Source organism: Duganella sp., from assembly GCF_039595735.1.
Lineage (GTDB): Bacteria > Pseudomonadota > Gammaproteobacteria > Burkholderiales > Burkholderiaceae_D > Rugamonas.
The window spans coordinates 255,732-271,532 of the sequence record NZ_JBCNLB010000004.1 but is presented as its reverse complement, the minus strand read 5'-3'; the positions used below and the strand labels follow the sequence as shown (position 1 = coordinate 271,532).

Annotated in this window: 12 protein-coding genes; 7 read left to right on the top strand and 5 right to left on the bottom strand. The window is 63.1% G+C overall.

The genetic code is table 11. The annotated features are described in order from the left end of the window. Positions 1-3 precede the first annotated feature (3 nt). Together ABDW57_RS10965 and ABDW57_RS10960 are read right to left on the bottom strand one after the other, a co-directional pair. Positions 4-2,373: a DNA polymerase II gene (locus ABDW57_RS10965; RefSeq protein WP_343730234.1), complete on the bottom strand. Its 2,370-nt coding sequence runs from the start codon at positions 2,371-2,373 to the stop codon at positions 4-6. A gap of 34 nt (positions 2,374-2,407) precedes the next feature. Next, the gene (locus ABDW57_RS10960; protein WP_343730233.1) at positions 2,408-3,073 is read right to left on the bottom strand and encodes a hypothetical protein; all 666 of its coding nucleotides are present in this window, start codon (positions 3,071-3,073) and stop codon (positions 2,408-2,410) included. 116 nt (positions 3,074-3,189) lie between these two features. Between ABDW57_RS10960 and ABDW57_RS10955 the strand changes: the two genes are divergently transcribed. Together ABDW57_RS10955 and ABDW57_RS10950 are read left to right on the top strand one after the other, a co-directional pair. Next, complete coding sequence (locus ABDW57_RS10955) at positions 3,190-3,870, top strand: response regulator transcription factor (protein ID WP_343730232.1); 681 nt, start codon at positions 3,190-3,192, stop codon at positions 3,868-3,870. Then, positions 3,870-5,807, top strand: coding sequence for a sensor histidine kinase (locus ABDW57_RS10950; protein WP_343730231.1), 1,938 nt, complete (start codon positions 3,870-3,872; stop codon positions 5,805-5,807). Before ABDW57_RS10955 ends, ABDW57_RS10950 begins: the two co-directional genes overlap by 1 nt. Before the next feature lie 136 nt (positions 5,808-5,943). Here the strand turns inward: ABDW57_RS10950 and ABDW57_RS10945 are convergent, their stop codons facing one another. The 3 genes from ABDW57_RS10945 to ABDW57_RS10935 all read right to left on the bottom strand — a co-directional run bounded on the left by ABDW57_RS10945 (position 5,944) and on the right by ABDW57_RS10935 (position 10,515). Then, entirely contained in the window at positions 5,944-8,445 is a 2,502-nt protein-coding gene (locus ABDW57_RS10945) for a TonB-dependent receptor (protein WP_343730230.1), read from the bottom strand. A gap of 139 nt (positions 8,446-8,584) precedes the next feature. Beyond that, entirely contained in the window at positions 8,585-9,799 is a 1,215-nt protein-coding gene (locus ABDW57_RS10940) for an acyl-CoA dehydrogenase family protein (protein ID WP_343730229.1), read from the bottom strand. 11 nt (positions 9,800-9,810) lie between these two features. Further along, on the bottom strand, positions 9,811-10,515 hold the full coding sequence (locus ABDW57_RS10935; RefSeq protein ID WP_343730228.1) for a histidine phosphatase family protein: 705 nt from the start codon (positions 10,513-10,515) through the stop codon (positions 9,811-9,813). A 94-nt stretch (positions 10,516-10,609) separates the two neighbouring features. Between ABDW57_RS10935 and ABDW57_RS10930 the strand changes: the two genes are divergently transcribed. The 5 genes from ABDW57_RS10930 to ABDW57_RS10910 all read left to right on the top strand — a co-directional run bounded on the left by ABDW57_RS10930 (position 10,610) and on the right by ABDW57_RS10910 (position 15,791). Then, a complete protein-coding gene (locus ABDW57_RS10930; protein ID WP_343730227.1) occupies positions 10,610-11,521 on the top strand; it encodes a LysR family transcriptional regulator in 912 nt (303 codons plus the stop codon). Between the two features lie 121 nt (positions 11,522-11,642). Beyond that, entirely contained in the window at positions 11,643-12,386 is a 744-nt protein-coding gene (locus ABDW57_RS10925; protein WP_343730226.1) for a GntR family transcriptional regulator, read from the top strand. A gap of 8 nt (positions 12,387-12,394) precedes the next feature. Further along, positions 12,395-14,116: a fumarate reductase/succinate dehydrogenase flavoprotein subunit gene (locus ABDW57_RS10920; RefSeq protein WP_343730225.1), complete on the top strand. Its 1,722-nt coding sequence runs from the start codon at positions 12,395-12,397 to the stop codon at positions 14,114-14,116. Between the two features lie 11 nt (positions 14,117-14,127). Next, the gene (locus ABDW57_RS10915; RefSeq protein WP_092278798.1) at positions 14,128-14,361 is read left to right on the top strand and encodes a ferredoxin family protein; all 234 of its coding nucleotides are present in this window, start codon (positions 14,128-14,130) and stop codon (positions 14,359-14,361) included. A gap of 14 nt (positions 14,362-14,375) precedes the next feature. Then, positions 14,376-15,791, top strand: coding sequence for an ABC transporter substrate-binding protein (locus ABDW57_RS10910; protein WP_343730224.1), 1,416 nt, complete (start codon positions 14,376-14,378; stop codon positions 15,789-15,791). The last annotated feature ends 10 nt before the right edge of the window (positions 15,792-15,801 follow it).

The window sequence follows — 15,801 nt, the reverse complement described above, 5'->3', positions numbered from 1 at the left end:
TCCTTAGAAAAGACTGGCTTGCGCCGTGGTCAGGCTGGTAAAACTGTCGTTCATCGGCAGCAGGATCGAGTCGGCGATCGGCTGCAGTTGCTTGGTCAGGTAATGCTCGTAATCGATGTGGGAGCGCACCACTTCCAGCGGCTCCGGCCCGCCGGTGGTCATCACATAGCTGATCCAGCCGCCGTTCTGGTAGCGCAGCGGGCGCCGTTGCGCCTGATTGTACTCATCGGCCAGGCGGGCGGCGCGCACTTGCGGCGGCACGTTGACCTTGTATTCGTCCAGCGGCTGGCGCAGACGCTTGCGGTAGACCAGCAGGTCGTCGTAGGCGCCGGACATGGTTTTCTGCGCATACTCGCGCACGTATTCCTGATACGGCTCGTCCTTGAAGATGCGGGTGAACAAGCCTTGCTGGAACTGCTGCGCCAGCGGCGTCCAGTCGCTGCGCGCCACTTCCAGCCCGCGGTAGATGACTTCTTCCTCGCCCTTGCTGTTGATGGTGAGGCCGGCATAGCGCTTCTTGCTGCCCATGTCGGTGCCGCGGATGGTCGGCATGAAGAATTTCTGGTAGTGGGTGTCGAACTCGATTTCGAGGTGGCAGTCGAGGCCGTGCTTTTCCTTCAGCATGGTGCGCCACCAATCGTTGATGTAATCCGCCAGCCCCTGCCCGATCGCCAGCGCTTCCTGATTCGGATATTCTTTTTTCAGCCAGATGAAGATGGAGTCGGTGTCGCCGTAGATGACGTCGTAGCCGCGCGCCTCCACCAGCTCGCGCGTCTGCTTCAGCATCTGGTGGCCGCGCAGCGTCACCGAGGAGACCAGCCGGGGATTGAAGAAGCGGCACTCGCTGGCGCCCAGCACGCCGCAGAAGGAATTCATCAGCAGCTTGAGCGCGGTCGACAGCGGCTCGTTTTTCGCGCGCTTGGCGGCATCGCGCTGTTTCCAGATTTCGGTGGTGATGGCCGGCAGGCAGTGCTTCTCGCGCGAGAACACGGTGCCGTTCACGCCCTCCACCACGTCGGCCTTGTCGGTGGCGATCTCGCCTTCGATCAGGCCGACCGGATCGACCAGGAAGGTGCGGATGATGGACGGGTACAGGCTCTTGTAATCCAGCACCACCACCGAGTCGTACAGGCCGGGCTTGGAATCGATCACGAAGCCGCCCGGCGAGGCGCCGCCACTGATGTCGCCCACATTCGGCGCCACATAGCCTTCGCGGTGCATGCGCGGCAGGTAGTGATGGTTGAAGGCGGCAATCGAACCGCCCAGATGGTCGGCCTGCAAGCCGGTCACGGTGGCGCGCTCGATCATGAAGGCCAGCAGGTTGGCTTTCTCAAAGATGCGCGTCACCAGCTCGCAGTCCTTGAGGTTGTACAGCGCCAGCGCCGGCTTGTCCTCATGGAAGCGGCGCTCGATCTCGGCCATCTTGTCGTAGTCGTCGCCAATGTCCTTGCCTTCGCCCAGCATGGCCTGCGCCACGTTTTGCAGGCTATACGACGGGAACAGCCACGAGGCCGACTTCAGGGCGTCGATCCCGTCCAGGATGATGCGGCCCGGCACCGGCGCAAACAGATAGCCCTGCTTGCCCGGATGCTCGCGCCATTCGATGGCCTTGCCTTCCCGCCCGAACGCCAGCGGCACCTTGTGCTTGTCGGCGTTTTTTTGCAGTACGCGCAGGTCGAACTGCACCACGTTCCAGCCGATTACCACGTCGGGATCGTGGCGTGCCATCCAGGCGTTCAGCCGTTCGATCAGCTGGCGCGGGGTGGCGCAATATTCGAGGTCGAAATCCACCGGCGGCGGCGCGGCCGGCGCCGCGCCCAGCATATAGACCTGGCGCTGGCCGCAGCCCTCCAGCGCGATCGAATACAACTCTTCAAAGGCGCTGGTTTCAATATCCAGCGACACCATGCGCAGCGCCGGCCGGTACGCTGGCGCGGGCTTGAGCTTGCAGTTGTGGATGACGGCGCCGCTGTGGTGGCCGCCCTCGGTCTGCACGGTGGCGGTGATGAAACGCTCCATCAGGTAGCGCTCGGGCGGGCGGATGTCCGCCTCGTACAGCTTGACGCCATGGTCGCGCAGCGTGCGTTCCAGTGCCGTCAGCTGTTTGTAGCGCGCGGCGTAGACGCCTACCACCGGCTGCTGCTGGAAGGTCTTGAGTTGCAGCTCGCGCAATTCGATGCCGGCGTCCGGCGCCAGCTGCGCTTCAATGACGCCGCGCAGCGCTGCCTCGGCAAACGCGACCGATGTTTGCGCGGTCAGCCGGACTTTCTTCGGGCCGGCGTCGGTCGCCAGCCAGAAGTCGATCTCCGTCCCACCGGGCGTGTCGCGCCAGTGACGGGTCAGGATGAAGCCGGTATGTGCGGTATGCGTCATGACAGAATTATACTGTATGCGCATACAGTTTACATTATTCCAGCCTGACCCAGCTGGCCGCCTTGTACGATAGCCGCAGGGCAGCCGGTCCGCGCGGCGCCGGCCGGTGTTCCGGCCGCCCTGGCGCGCCGGGCCGTTCGACGTCGAAGGCGACGCCGTCCAGGCTGACTTCCACCGTGGCGCCCTCCTCGTCACGGCCGGAAAACAGCAGCAAGGCGCCCGGTCCGCGCACCGCGCCGCGCAGCGTCGTCAGGCCGGACCAGCGATAGCTCATCAGTTCGCCGGTCAGGCGGGTGGCGGCCTGCACCAGCGGCAGGCGCTGTTCGTGGGATGGATCGCCGCCGCTGATCCAGTGCAGGTGCACCTCGTGCAGGCGGTGCTGTTCGGCGTCAAAGATATAGCGCAGGCGTGCGGCGCCGGGGCCGGGCGGCAACGCCGGCAGGATCAACTCCAGCTGCTGCTCGCCGCTGACACGGTCGATATCATGGTGCAGCGTGGAGCCGGCCTTGGGATGCTCGCGCGCGATCACGTCCAGCACGGCCCCCATGTCCATGCCCCAGCGTGCGCGGCCATAGCCGGTGCAGCGGTAACGGTGCTCGCGCACCTGCCACGAGCGCGGCTGGCCGGTCAGCGAAAGTTCCAGCATGGCGCGCCGCGGCAGGCGCGAACCGGGCTGCGGCAAAGTGTCTTGGCGGTGCATTGATCAAAAGCGCGAGATAAAACCGCTTTATTGTAGGTGCCGGATTGGCATCTTGTATGTAGCACGAAAGTGCTACATCGGGCCTTGGGCCAGCGCATCCGGCGTAAAATGGCCGCATGAAGCACACCGATCCCCGCCCCATCCACGTCGCCATCGTCGAGGACGATCCCGATTTCAGCAACGCCCTCCGCCTGGTGGTGCAGCAATCGGCCGACATGCAGCTGGTCGGCCGCGCCGCCACCCAGGCCGAAGGACTGGCCTTGCTGTCCGGTCCGCCAGCCGACGTGCTGCTGGTGGACCTGGGCTTGCCGGATGGTTCCGGCATTGCCGTGATCCGCGCCGCGGCCCAGCAATGGCCCAGCTGCAGCATCATGGTCAGCACCAATTTTGGCGATGAAACCCATGTGATGCGTTCGATCGAGGCGGGCGCCGCCGGCTATCTGCTGAAAGACAGCTCGCCGTCCAGAATGAGCGACGAAATCCGCAGCCTGGCCAACGGCGGCAGCCCGATCAGCCCGATCATCGCGCGCCAGGTGCTGGCGCGCTTCCGCCACACCGCGACCGCGCCGCCAGCCAGCAGCCACGCCGGCGAGGACAGCGCCGCCCTGCTGTCGCAACGCGAGAAAGAGGTGCTGGACTACATCACCAAAGGCTTTACCGTGCACGAGATTGCCGGCCTGATGCAGCTGTCGCACTTCACCGTGCGCACCTTCGTGCGGCGCATCTACAGCAAGCTGAAGGTGTCTTCCAAGGCCGAGGCCATCTTTGAGGCACGCACCCAGGGGCTGCTGTCCTGATGGAACGTTCGTCGCGGCTGCTGGCCCATCTGTTGCTGTTCTTTTCGGTGGCGGTGCTGATCGCGGCCGCCTCGTTCTATCTTGATAACGACGCCGGCCACGGCGATGCCGCCAGCCTGCACCTGACCCAGGCCGGCTGGCAGGAAACCACCGCGCCGGCCTACGCCGCGCCGCCCGCCACCATGGACAGCGCGGACCTGGCGCCGGCATGGCGGCTGGTGTCGCTGCCGTTCAGCCCGTCGATCGCGCTGCTGCGGCAGGCCGAGTCCGGCACCAGCGGCAAGCCGCCCACGGCGGTGCGCGTCACCTGGCTGAAGGTGGCGGTCGACCATTATCCCGTGCCGGCCAGCCCGCTTGCGTTGTACGGCATCCGCGTCAAGACCGACGGCACGATTGCGGTCTACATCAACGGCCGGCTGGCGCACCGGGCGCAGCAGAACGGGCCCTCCTGGAACAGCACGCGCACGCCGCTGTGGTTCACGCTGGACCAGGGCCGCGGCAGCGAGCCGGTGCGCGAAATCCTGCTGCGGCTGGAGCATAGCTATGCCTCGCAGACGGCGCTGGCGTCGCTGCGGCTGGGACCGGCCGAGGTATTGCGCCCGTCCTACCACCTGCGCATGTGGCTGCAGCAGCAATTGCCGGCCATGCTGAGCGCGGCCTTCCTGGCGGTGGGCGTGTTTGCGCTGTTTGTGTGGCTGCGCCGGCCGCACGAAATTGCCTATCTGCTGTTCTTCAACCTGTCGGCCACGGCGTTTTTGCGCGGCTTGCATTTTTATGTCGATCTGCCGGTGGAAAACGACTGGTTTGCCTGGCTGACGGTCAACTCGCTGTTCTGGCTGGTGCTGGCGGTGCACTTCTTCCTGTGCCAGCTGCACCAGCGGCCGCTGCGCTGGCTGACGCGCGGACTGGTGGCGGTGACGCTGGCGATCGCCGTGCTGACCTTGCCGGTGCTGGCGGTGCTGCCGAATATGCCGACCGTGACGCCGCTGATCTACATCGTGGCGCCGATGATGAGCCTGCTGGCCTGCGTGGTCGGCGGCATTTGCGCGTGGCGCCATTCGGCGGAGGGCCGGCTGGTGGTGTATGGCATCTTTGCCTGCACCGCCATGGGCATGACCGACTGGCTGCTGCAAAACAATGTGATCAGCGCGGAAGGCTGGTATCTGGGCGCGTATGCGCCGGCGGTGTGCTTCGTCACGTTCGGCATCCTGATGTACCGGCGCTACGTGGATGCGATTGCGGAAGTGGAGCGCGTCAACGCCAGCCTGGCCGAGCGGCTGAAAAAGCGCGAGGCGGAACTGGAGGCCAGCCACCAGCGCCTGCGCGAAATCGAACTGCGCCAGACCATCAGCGACGAGCGCCAGCGGCTGATGCAGGACATGCATGACGGGCTGGGCTCTTCGCTGATCAGCGCGATCCGCTCGGTCGAGCGCGGCAACATGAGCGACGAGCGCGTGTCGCAAATTTTGAAAGATTGTCTGGATGACCTCAAGCTGACCATCGATTCGATGGAGCCGGTGGAGGCGGATCTGCTACTGTTGCTGGCCACCCTGCGCTTCCGGCTGGAGCCGCGCCTGGAAGGCACGGGCGTGCAACTGTTGTGGGAAGTGAAGGAACTGCCGACGCTGCCGTGGCTGAATCCATCGAGCGCGCTGCACATCCTGCGCATCGTCCAGGAAAGCATCGCCAATATTTTGCGCCACACGCGGGCCAGCGAAATCCGGGTCGGCACCACTGCCGGCGCCGATGGCGTGCAAGTGCACATTGCCGACAACGGCGCAGGCTTCGACGTGGCGCAGGCTTTAAGCAATGGCGCCGGCCGCGGCCTGCAAAATCAACAACGCCGCGCCGCCTCGGTGGGCGGCAAGGTCAGCTGGCTATCCCACCCCGCCGGCACCCTGTTCACCCTCTGGCTCCCGCTCGCCCGCAAGGGATAAAAAAAAGCCCGCTCAGGGAGCGGGCTAAATCTATTTCCTTGGAGGAGAATAGAGGAGACAGGTGAATGATGCTCCTTACTCGACCATTAATCCAATTTATCTTTCTGATGCCAGAGATTCACACGGCGTATATCACTTAAAACTTCACGTCCAGCTTGACGCTGAAGTAGCGGAACACATCACGCGGCGGCACCCAGCTGTTGGCCGTGACCTGCGGCGAAGTGGCGGTCGGGCCGGCGCGGAACGACGATGGGCCGCTGGCATTGGCGTTCGGGATGTAGAAGCGGTCGAACAGGTTGTTGACGCGGAAGCTCAGCTTGTAGCTGTCGTTAGCCGCGCGGATGCCGAAGCCCAGGTCGGTAATGCTATATGCCTTGTTGCGCGCGTTCGGATCATTGTTGATGTTGGTAAGGTAGTCGCTTTGATAACGCACATTGGCGTTCACAAAGCCCTTGAACGGCATCGACGGAATCGCGAAGTCGTAATTGGCGCCGATGTTGGCCTTGATCTTCGGCGTGCCCGGGAACACCGAGTGGTCCAGATTCTGCACCCCGGTGGTCGAGCCCGGCGTGATCGGGAAGCAGGCGGCGTTCTGGCCGGCGATCGAGCCGTTGGCGGCCAGCTTGGTGCCGTTGACTGCAACATTGGTGGAATCGCTATAGCACGGACCATTGGCCCACTTCTCGATGGTCGGCAAGGTGAAAGCCAGCGCGGCGTTCACGGTCAGGTTGCTGGCCACCAGCGCGTTGGCGTCGATCTCGAAACCGTGGGTGCGGATGTGCGGGATCGAATTCAGCTGGCTGTAGATGGTCGGGTCGTTCGGCAGCACATAGGTCACGTTCTGCTGGTAGCCGAAGAAGTCCGAGTTGTAATACGTGGCCGCCACCGACATGCGGTTGTTGAACAGATTGGCCTTGGTGCCGATTTCGAAGCTCTGGCTGGTTTCCGGCTTGACCGGGAAGGCCGCCGCCGCTTTCAGGCCGGAGGTCACGTCATACGCCTCGCCCTTGTAGCCGGTCGATACCTGGGTATACACCATCCAGTCTGGCGTGATCTGCTTCTGCAGGCTGAGCTTGCCGGTGGTGGCCGGGTCGCTGTTGCCATAGCTTTCGAACTGGTCCACGCCCACCGGACCGGGCTTGAAGGACGCCTCGTCCAGCTGGTCGGTGTAGAAGTTGCGCTTGTAGTGGTAGCCCGAAATTTCCTCGTTGAAGCGCACGCCGGCGGTCAAGGTCCAGGTCGGCAGGAATTCCCACGAGGCCTGGCCAAACACCGCCTTGTTGGTGTTATAGATGTCGGTGTAGTAGTTGGTCGGGCTCGATGGCGAGTTGGCGTTGCAGGTCATCGGCGCCACGCAGTAGCCGCGAATGAAGTGACGGTAGATTTCGTTATGCGCCAGCCACAGGCCCGCCACATACTTGAAGGTACCGGTGTCCGGCGAGACGTAGCGGATCTCCTGCGTTTTCGAGCGGATGTCGTAAGTGCCGAACTGGTAGTTGCCGATGGTCGGGATGGTTGAACCGGCGGCGGCGATGGTCGGCTGGTCGGTAAAGTCCTGGTCGCGGAAGTCGTTGGCCAGGTATTTGCTCCACGAGGTGATCGACATCAGGGTGGCCTCGTTCGGCAAGGTCCACGCCACTTTCAGGCCCACGCCGCGGTCGCTGGAAATCAGGCCGGTCGGGAAATCGCGGCGCACATTGCGGTTGCCCGGATCGTTGACGTTGATGCCGGCCAGCAGTTTCGAGGCCGGCAGTTGTGGATTGCCGTTCAGGTAGACGCCGTCCAGGCCGATCGGGGTCGACACCAGGGTGCCGGCCGCCTGCGAACCGGTGCGCAGGAAGAAGCCGTTCACGGCCGTCACGCCGCGCGAGTTTTCCTGGAAGTTGTAGCGCGGCGTCAGGTCGACCTGCACGCTTTCGATCGGGTTCCACTGCAGCTTGGCCATGAAGGTCTTGCCGCCCGAGCCGTTGACGTCCTTGCCGTCGGTCAGGTTGTGGAAATTGCCCGGCATGCGGGTCTTGCCGGCGTACAGCCGCATGGCGAAGTGCTCGTCCAGCTGGCCGCCGGCCGAGGCGTTGACGCGCCATTCATCGTCGTTGGTGAGGTAGGTGCTGGCGCGGTACACCATCGGGCCGGAAATCGGTTTGGTGACAATGTTGACTGCCCCCGCCACCGCCGATTTGCCGAACAGCGTCGATTGCGGACCTTTCAGCACCTCGATGCGCGACACGTCAGCCAGGTCCTTGAAGGCCTGGAACTGGGTGGCGATCGGAATGTCATCGATGATGACGGCCACGTCCGACTCAACGCCGATGCCGACCGATACGGTGCCGATGCCGCGCATGAAGATGGCATTGTTGGCGGCGGTGGTGCCGGAGTTCAGCGTCAGCGATGGCATCATGGCCACCACGTCTTCGATCTCGCGGATGTTGGTGCGCTGGATTTCCTGTTCGCTCATCACCGAAATCGCCATTGGAACGCTTTCCAATTTTTCGACGCGTTTATTCGCGGTAACGACTACAGTCTCCAGGGTGCCGGGTTTGGTGGTCGATTCTTCCTGTTGGGCCTGCGCGTTCATGGACAGCAGGGCCAGGCCAAGCGCCGCAGCCATCGGCGTCAGGGGGATGGTTTTTCTCATGGTCGTCTCCGTTGTAATTTTAGTTAATCGTTTAACTTAAGTGACGAGCAAGATTAAATCAGCGCGCTTTAGAAGTCAACAGATGTGGGAAAACCGCGCAACAAGTGCGCGGAAAACGATTACCTTGAGGCTGACGTGGTTATTTATACCGGGCAAGTTCCATTTTGCCAATCTGCGAACGGTGGACTTCGTCCGGGCCGTCCGCCAGCCGCAGCGAGCGGGCGCTGGCGTAGGCATGGGCCAGGAAAGGATCGGCCATGCCGCCGCCGCCCTGCACCTGAATCGCCCAGTCGATCACCTGGCAAGCCATGGACGGCGCCGCCACCTTGATCATGGCAATTTCCTTGGCCGCCACCTTGTTGCCGACCGTATCCATCATGTAGGCCGCATTCAGCACCAGCAGGCGCGCCTGGTCGATCATGATGCGGGCTTCCGCGATGCGCTCCAGGGTGACGCCCTGCTCCGCCACCGGCTTGCCGAAGGCCACGCGGCTCAGGCTGCGCTTGCACATCTGCTCCAGCGCGCGCTCGGCCAGGCCGATCAGGCGCATGCAGTGGTGGATGCGGCCGGGGCCGAGACGGCCCTGGGCAATTTCGAAACCGCGGCCTTCGCCCAGAATCAGGTTGGCGGCCGGCACGCGCACATGGTCGAAGACGATTTCGGCGTGGCCGTGCGGGGCGTCGTCAAAGCCCAGCACCGGCAGGTGGCGCAGAATGTTGACGCCCGGCGTATCGCGCGGCACCAGGATCATCGATTGCTGCTTGTGGCGGCTTTCGTTGTGCGGATCGCTCTTGCCCATGAAGATGAACACGGCGCAGCGCGGATCGTTGGCGCCGGACGACCACCACTTGCGGCCATTGATCACGTAGTGGTCGCCGTCGCGCACGATGGAGCTGGCGATGTTGGTGGCATCGGACGATGCGACGTCCGGCTCGGTCATCCCAAAGCAGGAGCGGATGCGGCCATCCAGCAGCGGCTCCAGCCACTGCTTCTGCTGCTCCGGTGTGCCGTAACGCGCCAGCACTTCCATGTTGCCAGTGTCCGGCGCCGAGCAGTTGAACACTTCCGGCGCCCAGTGCACGCGGCCCATGATTTCACACAGCGGCGCGTATTCCAGGTTGCTCAGGCCGGCGCCGTGTGCGGAGTCCGGCAGGAACAGATTCCACAGACCGGCGGCGCGCGCCTTCAGTTTGAGGTCTTCCATGATTTTGGTCGGCACCCAGGCGTTGCCGGCAGCGCGGTTGGCGTCGATTTCGGCGTGGAAGGCGGCTTCGTTGGGATAGATGTGTTCATCCATGAAGGCCGTCAGTTTTGCCTGGAGTTCCCTTACTTTCGGGCTGTATGCGAAATCCATGTGTATCTCCGTTATCGGTAGGTGACGCTGCCCGGCTGGCCCAGCCATTCGAGGTGCGCGTAGTTATTCAGGTAGCTCAGCGTGAACTGGCCGGGGCGGTGCAGCAGCTTGGTGACGGCGCAATTGGCCAGCGTCCAGTTCAGCTCCATCACCTGATAGTCCTGCAGGCCAAGCAGATGCTGCATCAGGGTGGCGATCACGCCGCCGGAGGTGAACACGATGGCGGTCTGCTTGCTGCTGTCGGTATCCAGCCGCTCCAGCGCACGCACGCAGCGGCGGCGGAAGTCGGGCCAGGTTTCGGTGTAGTCGTTGTCGTGCCAGCCGCTCATCCAGCGCTGCATGGCGGCGCGGAACAGGTGCTCCAGCGCGCGCGGCGGATCGACGTGATTGGCCAGCAGCGCCTTGAAGGCGGCGGCATCGGCGTATTCCGGGCAGTGGCGCAGCAGCACTTCATGGTGATCGAACTCGGCCAGATCCGGATCGGTGATCCATTCGGTCTCGGTCAGCAGCGGCTTGGGCAGCTCGGCCAGGCAAGTGTCCGCGGTCTGCCGGTGCCGCGCCATGCCGCCGGTCACCACCTTATGGAATGACTGATGGCTGTTGGCGTACCACTGCCCCAGCAGGCGCGCCTGCTCGTAGCCCAGTTCCGACAGCTGATCATAATTGGCGGCGCCAAACGAGGCTTGCCCGTGGCGCACCAGCAAAATTTGTCCCATAACCCTCCCTGTCAAACCTGGCCGTGAGACGCTAGCTTAACGGCTGACCTATAATTCATCAAATGAATAGAATTAATTGAGCCAGATAAATTCCATGCATATATCAAAAGTTGACCTCAACCTGTTCACCGTACTGGAAGCAATCTACACCGAGGGCAGCATCACGCGCGCCAGCCAGAAGATGAACCTGACCCAGCCGGCCATCAGCCATGCGCTGAACCGGCTGCGGCAGCTGTTTGATGATCCCCTGTTCGAGCGTCAGGGCCATGTGATGGTGGCCACGCCGCTGGCGCGCTCCATCATCGAGCCGGTGCGGCGCGCGCTGCGCGGCTTTGAAGTGACCTTGAGCGGCGCGGCGCGCTTTGATGCCGCCAGCAGCGGGCGCAGTTTCTCGCTGGCGGTGCGCGACGTGCTGGAAGCCAGTGTGCTGCCGCCGCTGATGGCCGGCATCGCGCGTGCAGCGCCGGCGGTGGCGCTGCACACCTTGCAGGTCAGCCGGCGCGAACTGGAAAGCGAGCTGGCGGCAGGCACGCTGGATGTGTGCCTCGACGTGCTGCTGCCGCTGTCGAACGACATCCGCCGCGCGCAGCTGGCGGGCGACAAGACCGTGGTGCTGGTGCGGCGCGGCCATCCGCTGGTGAAGCGGCGCAAGCTGACCTTGGAGACCTATCTGCAACTGGAGCATATCCAGACCAGCTCACGCCGGCGCGGACCGGGGCTGGAAGATGTGGAACTGAGCCGGCAAGGACTGCAGCGCCGCATCCGGCTGCGCTGCCAGCACTACTTCGCCGCCTGCCGCGTGGTCAGCGAAACCGATCTGGCGCTGACCATGCCCGAGCGCCTGGCGCGCATCGTCAACCAGCAATTCAACAACCAGATCCTGCCGGTTCCCCTCGACATGCCGTCGCTGGACGTCTACCTCTACTGGCACGCCAACGTCGACACCGATCCCGCCAACACCTGGCTGCGCACCCAGATCGCCGCCGCCATGCAGGCCGCCGCCTGAATTTTTCGCATAAGCTTGCGCTATTTCATTCGTTCCAAAAGAGTAAGGGCGTCGATAGACTAGGCTTCATTCGATAGTTCATAACCTGTTATGACAGGTTATGGCAAACATGAGTGAAGCCATGACTAATTTCCGTACCGTTGAGCTGTCCCCGGTGCCGCTGTACACCCAGGTGAAGGAAAACCTGCGCGAGCGCATCCTCGATGGCACCTATCCCGCCCACGCCAGGCTGCCCGCCGAAAGTGAATTGAGCACCATCTTCGGCGTCAGCCGCATCACCGTGCGGCAGGCGCTGAGCGATCTGCAAAAGGAAGGTGTGATCTTCAAGATCCCCGGCAAAGGCACGTTCGTCGCCAAGCCCAAGGCCTTCCAGCAGTTGACGCAGCTCGAAGGCTTTGGTGAAGCCATGAGCCGCATGGGCTATGAGATTTACAACCAGGTGACCAGTCACAAGACCATCGCCGCCACGCCGCATGTGGCGCAGCAGCTGCAATTGCCGCCGGGTGCCGAGGTCACCGAGATCAAACGCATCCGCCACCTGAACCGCGAGCCGGTCTCGCTGGAGGTGACTTATCTGGCGCAGGACATCGGTGAACGCCTGGCGCGCGAAGACCTGGCCACGCGCGACATTTTCCTGATCCTGGAAAACGACTACGGCATTCCGCTCGGCCGCGCCGACCTGCAAGTGGACGCCATCCTGGCCGACGAAACGCTGGCCCACGCCCTGCGCGTGCAGCAGGGCAGCGCCGTGCTGCGCATCGAGCGCCTGACCCACCGCGCGGACGGCGCCCCGCTCGATTTCGAATACCTCTACTTCCGCGGCGACGCTTTCCAGTACCGCCTGCAAATCAACCGCCGCCCATAGGAGCTGTTATGCAAACTCATATCGAGACTGTCGACGTGCTGGTTATCGGCGGCGGCACCGCCGGCCCGATGGCCGCCGCCAAAGCCAAGGAAGCCAACCCGCAGCTGCGCGTGCTGCTGCTGGAGAAAGCCCACGTCAAGCGCAGCGGCGCCATCTCCATGGGCATGGATGGCCTGAACAACGCCATCGTCCCCGGCTTCGCCACGCCCGAGCAGTACGTGAAGGAGATCACCACCGCCAACGACGGCATCGTCAACCAGAATACGGTGATGGCCTACGCACAAAACAGCTACGCCATGATCGAAGAGCTGGACCGCTGGGGCGTCAAGTTTGAAAAAGACGAAACCGGCGACTACGCCATGCGCAAGGTGCACCACATGGGCACCTATGTGCTGCCCATGCCCGAAGGCCATGACATCAAGAAGGTGTTGTATCGCCGCCTGAAACGCCAGCGCGTCGAGATCACCAACCGTCTGGTCGCCACCCGCCTGCTGCTGGCGGAAGACGGCAGCATCGCCGGCGCCATGGCTTTCGATTGCCGCACCGGCGACTTCCATGTGATCCGCGCCAAGACCGTGGTGCTGGCCACCGGCGCCGCCGGCCGTCTCGGCCTGCCCGCCTCCGGCTACCTGTTCGGCACTTACGAAAATCCGACCAATGCCGGCGACGGCTACAGCATGGCTTACCACGCGGGCGCGGAACTGTCGGGCATCGAGTGCTTTCAGATCAACCCGTTGATCAAGGATTACAACGGTCCCGCATGCGCTTACGTCACCGGTCCGTTCGGCGGCTTCACCACCAATAACAAGGGCGAACGCTTCATCGAGTGCGATTACTGGAGCGGTCAGATGATGCAGGAGTTCTACAACGAACTCCAGGGCGGCAACGGCCCGGTATTCCTCAAGCTGGATCATCTGGCGGAAGAAACCATCAGCACCATCGAAACGATTTTGCACACTAACGAACGCCCGAGCCGCGGACGCTTCCACGCCGGACGCGGCACCGACTACCGCCAGCAGATGGTGGAAATGCACATCTCGGAAATCGGCCTGTGCAGCGGCCACTCCGCATCCGGCGTATGGGTCAACGAGCGCGCCGAGACCACCGTGCCGGGACTGTATGCTGCCGGCGATCTGGCCTGCGTGCCCCATAACTACATGCTGGGCGCGTTCGTCTACGGCAAACTGGCCGGCGAAGCCGCTGCCGGACGCTGTGCCGCCATCGAGCTGCCGGCGCTGGACCAGGCGCAGGTTGAAACGGAGCGTGCGCGCGTATGGGCGCCGTTGAATCGGCCGGACGGCCTGCCGCCATCGCAAGTGGAATACAAACTGCGCCGCATGGTGAACGACTACCTGCAGCCGCCGAAAGTCACGCGCAAGATGGAAATCGGCTTGAGCCGCTTTGAAGCCATACGCAGCGATCTGGATCGCCTGGCGGCCACCAACCCGCATGAATTGATGCGGGCGATGGAAGTCCATGCCATCCGCGATTGCGCGGAGATGGCGGCACGCGCCTCGCTGTACCGCACCGAGAGCCGCTGGGGCCTGTACCACAACCGCGTCGACCATCCACAGCGCAACGATGCCGACTGGCTGTGCCACGTGCAGGTGAAGAAGATCGATGGCGCCATGCAGTGCTTCAAGCGCCCGCTGGAGCCCTACATCATCGCCCTCGACGAAGAAGAGAAACAAGCTTACCAGCGCCTGCGCATCATGCGCGAAGCTGCATAAAGGAGAACGCCATGCCCATCGCCCATACCCCCAGCAGCGTGCCGGTGCGCGTCAACGACGCGCTGTGCATCGCTGACAAAGGCTGCACCGTCTGTGTCGACGTCTGCCCGCTCGACGTGCTGGCCATCGACTTCAGCAAAGGCAAGGCTTATATGAAGTTTGACGAATGCTGGTACTGCATGCCCTGCGAAAAAGACTGCCCGACCGGCGCAGTAACGGTCGATATCCCTTATCTGTTACGATGAATTGGAGATTTACTATGGCTCTGCAACACAAACTGTTCGTCCTGCTGACCGCCCTCGCCTTCGGCGCGGCCAACGCCGAAACCATTCGCGTCGCCATCGGCACGCAAGACACCACCATCAATTGCGCCACCGGCGGCCTGCTGATCCGCGAGTTGAAGCTGCTGGAAAAATATCTGCCGCATGATGGCAAGTATAAGGACGTGCAGTACGATATCCAGTGGAAGAACTTCACCTCCGGCGCACCGCTGACCAATGAAATGGTGGCCGGCAAACTGGATATTGGTTCGATGGCCGATTTCCCCGGCTCCTTCAACGGCGCGGCTTTCGCCAAGGCCGGCAAGAAAAGCCTGTTCATCACGGTGCTGTCGGGCAGTGTGCAAGGCAGCGGCAACGGCATCGTGGTGCCGAAAGCGTCGCCGGTGCAGTCCCTGGCTGAATTGAAGGGCAAGACCATCTCCGTGCCGTTCGCCTCCACCGCACACGGGATGCTGCTGCGCGCCATCAAGGCACAGGGCTGGGAACTGGACAAGGACATCACGGTGGTGACACAGGCGCCGGAAGTAGCCGGCTCCGCGCTGCAAGCCAACAAGATCGAAGCGCACGCCGACTTCGTGCCGTTCGCGGAACTGTTCCCGCATCGCGGCTTCGCCCGCAAGATCTTCGACGGCTCGCAAGCGCAGGCGCCCACGCTGCACGGCAGTCTGGTGGATGCGGACTACGCCAGGAAGTATCCGGAAATCGTCACCGCCTTCCTGCGCGCCGCGATCGAGGCCGACCGCATCATCGCCGCCGAGCCGGAAAAATACAGTGAGCTGATCGCCAAGGTGACCGGCATCGAGGCGGAAGTCGACTACCTGTTCCATGGCCCGCTCGGCCTGCAGACGCGCGACTTCACCTGGAAGCCGGAATTCCGCCAGGCCGTCAAAACCTCAATTGAAACGCTGCGCCTGATGAAGCGCACCGACAATGACCTCGACGTCAACGAATTCATTGACGACAGCTACATCCGCGCCGCCTTCAAGCAGGCCAATCTCGATTACGACGCCAGCCTCAAAAACTACAAGCGGCTGCCGCTGGTAGCCAAGGATGCCAGCACCGGCAAGCAGATCACCGATTTCGCGCGCCTGACGCAGGTGTGGGTGGCGAACGAGCCGCTGGTACGCCACTACGCTACCGCCGAAGCAGCCTTCGCCGCCGTGCGCAAGCTGGAAAAAGAGGGCAAGAAGATCCGGGTGGTGTATGCGCATGACCGCAACAGCGGCCTGAAACTGTTCGCCTACGATGCGTGGTTCGTCACCGCAAAAGGTGAAACCAGCGCCTTCCTGTCCAAGGCTTCCGCCGAAGCATGGGCCAGGCAGCGCGGTGGTTCGGTGCAGAGCTACGCCGCAGTGCTGGGCGGCGGCACGGACGCCAGGCTGGCCAGCAAATAAGGATACACGC